The sequence below is a fragment of the Lysinibacillus halotolerans genome (genome assembly GCF_003711845.1).
In the GTDB taxonomy this organism is placed as follows: domain Bacteria; phylum Bacillota; class Bacilli; order Bacillales_A; family Planococcaceae; genus Ureibacillus; species Ureibacillus halotolerans.
Genome location: NZ_RHLQ01000044.1, coordinates 19,845 through 27,120, shown reverse-complemented (window position 1 = coordinate 27,120; position 7,276 = coordinate 19,845). Strand labels below are relative to the sequence as shown.

Sequence of the window (7,276 nt, the reverse complement as noted above, 5' to 3'; positions counted from 1 at the left end):
TTCATTTGCACGTATCACCTTTCATTGCTTGTTTCTCGACAATTCAAGTATATAGAAATCGGTGATTACGTGCTTTTTTATTTATGAAATTTTTTTAAACCCCAACAAATATTATAGAGCCCTTTTTTAAAAAAATATTAGTAAATGTTATGTATGGAAATATTAAAAAGAGCAGCCATCATGCTTGTCCATGACGACTGCTCTATGTAACTGCTGGATGCTATTATTTCACAGCATCTTTAAGCGCTTTCCCTGGTTTGAAAGCAGGTACTTTGCTAGCAGCGATTTCGATTTCTTTACCTGTTTGTGGGTTACGCCCTTTACGAGCGGCACGTTCACGTACTTCGAAGTTACCAAAACCAATTAATTGTACTTTGTCACCCTTTGCAAGAGCATCTTGAATTGTATCAAATACAGCTTCAACTGCTTTAGAAGCATCTTTTTTTGAAAGACCTGCAGCTTCAGCAACAGAGTTTACTAATTCTGTTTTATTCACACCATTCACCTCCTCTCAAAGGGTCATGAACCTAAATCATGTAAAAAGAGTAACATATAGAAAATCGCGACGCAACAATATTTATCCATGTTTTTCTATAATAAATTGTCTTTTTTTAAAAAAAACACAAATAACAGGACTTTTCTCCTAAAAAAGGGAAAGGTCCTGTTACTAATTTGTGCCAAATTTTATGAAATTATACAATGTTAAATAATAAAGGTTACTAAACCGCGTTCACCCTCATTGACCATTCTTTCGATCGTTTGACGCATTCTTTTCTTCGCACTCAATGGTACTGCATTCATTTTGTAACGAATTCCTTCTTTTAACACTTCATGTAATGTCGTACCAAATAGTTGGGTTTTCCATAATTGCTCTCGATCATGCTTATAGGCATACTGTAAATCTTTTAACAGCTGTTGGCTATAAAATTCTGTACCGATTAATGGAGCAAATTCTGTTTCCATATCTACACGAATAATGTGATAAGATGGCGCAGAAGCCTTCATACGAACTCCGTAGAAATTATTTTGTTTAATAATTTCTGGTTCACTTGGTTCAAATTCTTCCATTGTAGGAAGGGTTACACCATAACCATGTTCACTAGCCTCTTCAATCGCCTCACGGAATCGTCTATGCGCTTGTTTTGCCTCTGCTGCTTCTTTTATAAAGAGCAGCCAATCTTTTTTCGTCGCAATCGGTGAATCCAACCATTCATTACAAACAGCTTTATAAATTTCAGGCTTTAACGTAATACGAACCGTTGCCAAACCAAGACCAGCATCCACTCGTTCAATTTCACTTTCTTCTACAAAGTCAATTTCTCGTAATTGGGAAGCAGCTTGGGATACGTCTCGAATTTTAGTAACTGAATTTAATACGTTTCCAACAGCGTCAGAAAGCGTCACATTCAACGGATGAGTATAATCTAATACATCTAACCAATCTGGCTTTTCAACCTCAATATCTTCAATTGGAAACTCATATAAAGCTTCTTGAAGAATATACTCCATATCCTTCACTGTCATTTGATCAATAGCCACAGGGATTACAGGTACCCCATACTTCTCAAGAAGCTCATTTCGAAGGGCCATTGTATTGTTATGAGTAGGCATTTGACAGTTTAGGACAATGACAAATGGTTTGCCAATCGCCTTAAGTTGATCAACAATTTGTTCTTCCGCAACTTCTGCAGCAATACGGTTAATACCATTAACTGTACCGTCCGTAGTCACAACAACGCCTATGTTGGCATGATCACGAATTACTTTGTCAGTACCGATTTTAGCCGCTTCCTCAAAGGGAATTGCTTCAGAATGCCATGGAGTATGAACATATTTCGGGCCTTCATCATCCTCATAACCTTTTACACCGTCAATAATGTAACCAACACAGTCTGCAAATCGAATTCGGAATGGGATTTCGCTTTCTCCAATATTAATCTCTGTTCCTTGGGCAGGAACAAATTTTGGTTCAGCTGTCATGATGACAGGACCTGGTGAACTTTGAGGCAGCTCGTCCAGTGCTCTTTTGCGATCTTCTTCATTTACGATATTCGGGAGCACAATTGACTCCATCATTTTTTTCACAAAAGTAGACTTACCAACTCTAACAGGCCCTACAACACCAATATATACGTCCCCATTCGTTCTTTCTGCTATTTGATGAAAAATTTCTTCGCCTATTGTAGCTCCTCCTTTACGTAATTCAGTTTATGATTGCCTTACCTCAATTATGAAACAACCATGTATAATTTCAGAAAAATAAATAGATTATTTTTTTCCTCTAGTTCATTTAGTGAGTGACCTCTACTAGAATGCATGGACTAATTTTCCATTGTTTAAAAATATGAAAAGGTGTCCTTAAATATGACAACATTTAAGGACACCTTGTTTTATAGTTTATTTTTCTTCAGTTGTTGGATCATACATAAATACTGGTTCGTTGTTCTCATTTACTGTATACGGCAATGAATAAGCTGGTACAACTGGATAAGCTTCTACTAACAACATTCGAATATCTTCTCCTGGAGTAGGCTTTAAATTATTTTCTTTTATGAAAATATTTAAGTCCATCGAATAATCTACATAAAGATCCCCTTCCGTTGTTACAATTATCGGTAGTTGATTATTCGTATACGGGCTAGGAACAGTCAATTCTTCTTTATATCCAATTTTTTTAAAATCAATTGTATAAATGTAATCGGTAATTTTATCTTTAAACGTTGGGTATTGGGAACCCATAAAACGAATATTTAACTCGCGCATACGTTCTGCAGCTCGCAAATCTACTAATTTAACAGTCGGGTTTTTTTCTGGATCCCAAATAATATATTGGAAAATGCCACCTTTTTCATAGGAATTTGCCGGAGCATTTGCTAAATATTTGGGTGCTAACTTTTCAAAATCAATCGGATATTTGATAAACATATCCGTATCCATATCACGATTTTTAATTGGAAGTACTCCTGTATCCGCTTGGTATTCCTCCACTGCCTTTTGAACAGAGGCTAATTGTATGTCATCAGGCACTTGATTTTCCACTTTTTCCTCTTCAGGAAATAGACAGCCTGATAATAACACGGTTGTTAATGCGAGCATCAAAAATAAGCTCCATTTTCTTATCATTTTTTCTCACCTCAAATGTTATTCCCGATTATCGACCTATTTGTATATGTCATTAGTTAGGCCATGTAAAAACAACGAGTATCATTAAAATGGAACCGATTGCAAAAATTACGAAAGCAATTAATCGTAAAAGGAGAGATAAACATCCATTATTAACCCATTTTCTTGTTATAGAAACGATGAGTACGGATAATAACATGGCTCCTATCGAGTAAAAAGAAACCCACATAACATCTAATGAATGCATACTAGCAAGGGGTCCCCTTGCTGTTAAGAATGTTAAAGAATTCATTGATAACAAGTTTTGCAAGTAAAAAACCACCTTTCGAACTACTTCTATGTATAAAAAATACTTTTAGACGATACCAAAAGAATAGGAGGTATCTTAAACATACCTCCTATTTCACAATATAACAAATGAAGAAATTATGAAATCTTCCTTATAAAATATCAATTTCTCGCTTTTTCATTCGAATCATTAACTCATCGACAGCTTCTTTAGGTTCTTTGTCGTTGAATAACACATCATAAAGTGCAGTCGTAAGCGGCATTGGCACATCGTATTCTTGAGATAATTGATAGGCAGCCTTTGTCGTTCTTACCCCTTCTACAACCATCCCAATATTGTCTAATACTTCATCTAATTTCATGCCTTTCCCAAGCATGTTACCAGCTCTCCAGTTTCGAGAATGGACACTTGTACACGTAGCGATTAAATCACCCATTCCAGTTAATCCGGCAAAAGTGAAAGGATTACCACCCATTTTTACACCTAGTCGAGTAATTTCTGCTAATCCTCGTGTAATTAACGCAGCTTTAGCATTATCACCATAATTTAAACCATCAGAAACACCAGCTGCTAAGGCAATCACATTTTTCAATGCACCACCAATTTCAACACCAACGACATCTTCGTTCGTATAGACACGGAAATATTGGTTCATAAACAGATCTTGAACTTTTTCTGCCATTTCTAAATTTCCGCATGCCGCTGTAATCGTTGTAGGATGGTGTAATACCACTTCTTCCGCATGACTAGGACCAGATAGTACGACAATTTCTTCTATTACATCTGGTGATAAATTTTCCTTCAACATTTCAGAAATGCGTTTTAATGTATCTGGTTCAATCCCTTTTGAAACATGGACAAATAATTTTTTATCGTTCAAGAAGGTCATCATTGAATGACATACTTCTCGAATAGCCTTTGTCGGAACAGCAACAACAATAATGTTTGAATGGTTTACCGCTTCTTGTAAATCTGCTGTAGCCGTTAGTTTTGTCGGCAATTGTATATTAGGTAAATATTTTTCATTTGTATGTTGTTCATTAATTTCATTTGCTTGTTCTATACGATGGGTCCATAAAAGGGTATTGTGGCCATTTTCAGCTAACACGATGGCTAGAGCAGTCCCCCAAGAACCAGCACCTAATATCGTTACATTTTCCATTTGTTTATCCCCCTCTAATACGGTTATTCGCGAGCACGTGCAATTAAGCGAATAGGCGTACCTTCAAAATCAAACGTCTCACGAATTCGATTTTCAAGGAAACGTTCATAAGAGAAATGCATCAGTTCAGGATCGTTTACAAATGTAACAAATGTCGGTGGCTTTACTGCAACCTGAGTCGTATAGTAAATTCGTAAACGGCGCCCTTTATCCCTTGGAGCTGGATTTCGAGCTACTGCATCCTCAATCACTTCGTTTAAAATGGATGATTGAATACGCATCGCGTGATTTTCACTTACTCGTTGTACAATATTTAAAATTTGATGCACCCGTTGTTTCGTTTTAGCGGAAACGAAAATGATTGGTGCGTAATGTAAATAGAGGAAGTGTTCTCTAATTTGTTGTGTATAGAGATTCATCGTTTTCTCATCTTTTTCAACTGCATCCCATTTATTCACAACAATAATGACCGCTTTTCCAGCTTCGTGGGCATAACCTGCAATTTTTTTATCTTGCTCTTGTATCCCCTCTTCCCCATTTAATACAACTAAGACAACGTCGGATCGTTCAATAGCTCGCAACGCTCTTAGTACAGAATACTTTTCTGTCGTTTCATATACTTTCCCTTTTTTACGCATCCCAGCTGTATCGATGATGACATAGTCTTGTCCATCATAAGAGTACGGCGTATCGATAGCATCTCGAGTTGTACCAGCTATATCACTAACAATTACCCGTTCTTGCCCAAGGAAAGCATTAACTAATGAAGATTTCCCAACATTCGGACGACCAATTAAACTGAACTTAATTGTATCATCTGGATATTGTTCTTCATCTTCTTTCGGGAAATGTTTTGCACATTCATCTAATAAATCCCCAATACCTAAACCGTGGGAACCGGAAATCGGGAATGGTTCACCAAATCCTAAGGCGTAGAAATCATAAATCATTTCACGCATGTCTGGATTATCAATTTTGTTGACTGCCAAAACAACTGGTTTTTTTGTTTTATATAAAATTTTCGCTACTTGTTCGTCAGCTAATGTCACACCTTCGCGGCCATTCGTCATAAAAATAATGACATCTGCTTCTTGTATAGCAATTTCTGCTTGAGAACGAATTTGATCTAAAAAAGGTTCGTCTCCTATTTCAATTCCACCTGTATCAATAATGTTAAATTCATGGGTTAACCAATCTGCCGAACTATAGATGCGGTCACGTGTTACACCTGGAATATCTTCCACGATTGATACGCGTTCTCCAACAATACGATTAAATATTGTAGACTTCCCAACGTTCGGACGACCTACGATGGCGATTACTGGTTTTGTCATCTGTACTTCATCCTTCCAAATTCTTATCTTTAGTATTATACACGAAAATGTAAATTATATCATTTTTTGACTACAAATCAATAATATCTGTCATATTTTGTTAATGAAAATAAAAAATACAGACATGCATTTATTATGCACGCCTGTATAATAAACAATCTTATTTATTCGTAAAACCTTTTAATTTATCTCCGATCACATCACTGAAGGAGAAACCAGTGTTTTCCTCCGGTAGTTCATAATCAAACTCTTCTTCTTTTACCGGGTTCGTTTGAAGCTCTTTAATACTTAGAGATAAACGTTTTTCAGCTTCATTTACATCTAATACTTTTACGTCAACCTCTTGACCTTCTTTTAGTTCTTCGTGTGGAGTATTAATATGTTTATGTGAAATTTGTGAAATGTGTACGAGTCCTTCAACTCCAGGGAACACTTCTACAAAAGCTCCAAAGGATACTAAACGTTTAACTGTTCCTGTTAAAACACTTCCCTTTGATACTCGTTCTTCAATATTTGACCAAGGTCCAGGTAAAGTATCCTTTATAGATAAGGAAATTCGTTCATTTTCCGGATCAACTGATAACACTTTCACTTTTACTGCTTGGCCTTCAGATAAAACTGTACTCACATCGTCCACATGTTCATGAGAAACTTGTGAAATGTGTACTAAACCATCAACACCGCCAATATCAACAAAAGCTCCAAACGGTGCTAATCGTTGTACAGTTCCATCTAACACATCACCAGCGTGAATTTCTTCAAATACACGTTTCTTCTTATTCGCTTTTTGATCTTCAAGAACAGCGCGATGAGATAAAATTAATCTCCCTTTTTCTTTATCTAACTCTGTAATTTTAAACGATAACGTTTTCCCTTTATAATCTTCGAAGTCTTCAACGAAATAATCTTCAACTAGAGATGCAGGAACGAAGCCACGTACGCCCAAATCAACAACTAGGCCACCTTTCACAACATCCTTCACTTCTGCTTCAAAAATTTGCCCTGATGCAAATTGTGCTTCAAGCTTATCCCAAGCTTTTAGCGCATCTACTTTGCGTTTTGATAATACAAAGTTTTCCTCTTCCACTTTGGTAATCATCAGCTCTAGCTCATCTCCGACCGCTACTACATCAGAAGCTTTTTCGATATGCAAGCTTGAAAGTTCACTGATTGGTAATATACCATCGAAAGGAGCACCTTCAATCGAGACTGTTACTGCTTTATCTTCCACTTGTGCAGCAACACCTTTCACAATATCTCCTTCACGAAATTCTTGGTTTGATCCTAAGTTCATTTCTTCAGACATATGTAACCCTCCTTCGCATCTTCCAATTTCTATTTTATTCGAAATTGTCCATAAAAACAAAA

7 protein-coding genes are annotated in these 7,276 nt (G+C 36.5%); all 7 read right to left on the bottom strand.

Features of this window, described 5'->3' with window-relative positions:
• Positions 1–223: 223 nt before the first annotated feature.
• The 7 genes from EC501_RS14700 to rpsA all read right to left on the bottom strand — a co-directional run bounded on the left by EC501_RS14700 (position 224) and on the right by rpsA (position 7,214).
• Positions 224–496 (bottom strand): HU family DNA-binding protein, encoded by a 273-nt coding sequence (locus tag EC501_RS14700; RefSeq protein ID WP_004232618.1) that lies wholly within the window; start codon positions 494–496, stop codon positions 224–226.
• A gap of 206 nt (positions 497–702) precedes the next feature.
• A complete protein-coding gene (gene spoIVA, locus EC501_RS14695) occupies positions 703–2,181 on the bottom strand; it encodes a stage IV sporulation protein A (protein WP_122973066.1) in 1,479 nt (492 codons plus the stop codon).
• Between the two features lie 216 nt (positions 2,182–2,397).
• Complete coding sequence (locus EC501_RS14690) at positions 2,398–3,123, bottom strand: hypothetical protein (RefSeq protein ID WP_122973064.1); 726 nt, start codon at positions 3,121–3,123, stop codon at positions 2,398–2,400.
• A gap of 52 nt (positions 3,124–3,175) precedes the next feature.
• Entirely contained in the window at positions 3,176–3,433 is a 258-nt protein-coding gene (locus EC501_RS14685; RefSeq protein ID WP_241559363.1) for a DUF2768 domain-containing protein, read from the bottom strand.
• 130 nt (positions 3,434–3,563) lie between these two features.
• Positions 3,564–4,574 carry an NAD(P)H-dependent glycerol-3-phosphate dehydrogenase gene (locus tag EC501_RS14680; protein ID WP_122973062.1) on the bottom strand — a complete coding sequence of 337 codons (1,011 nt, stop codon included), beginning with the start codon at positions 4,572–4,574 and terminating at the stop codon, positions 3,564–3,566.
• Positions 4,575–4,597: 23 nt separating this feature from the next.
• The gene (gene der, locus EC501_RS14675) at positions 4,598–5,908 is read right to left on the bottom strand and encodes a ribosome biogenesis GTPase Der (RefSeq protein ID WP_122973061.1); all 1,311 of its coding nucleotides are present in this window, start codon (positions 5,906–5,908) and stop codon (positions 4,598–4,600) included.
• 160 nt (positions 5,909–6,068) lie between these two features.
• Complete coding sequence (gene rpsA, locus EC501_RS14670) at positions 6,069–7,214, bottom strand: 30S ribosomal protein S1 (protein ID WP_122973059.1); 1,146 nt, start codon at positions 7,212–7,214, stop codon at positions 6,069–6,071.
• Positions 7,215–7,276 lie beyond the last annotated feature (62 nt).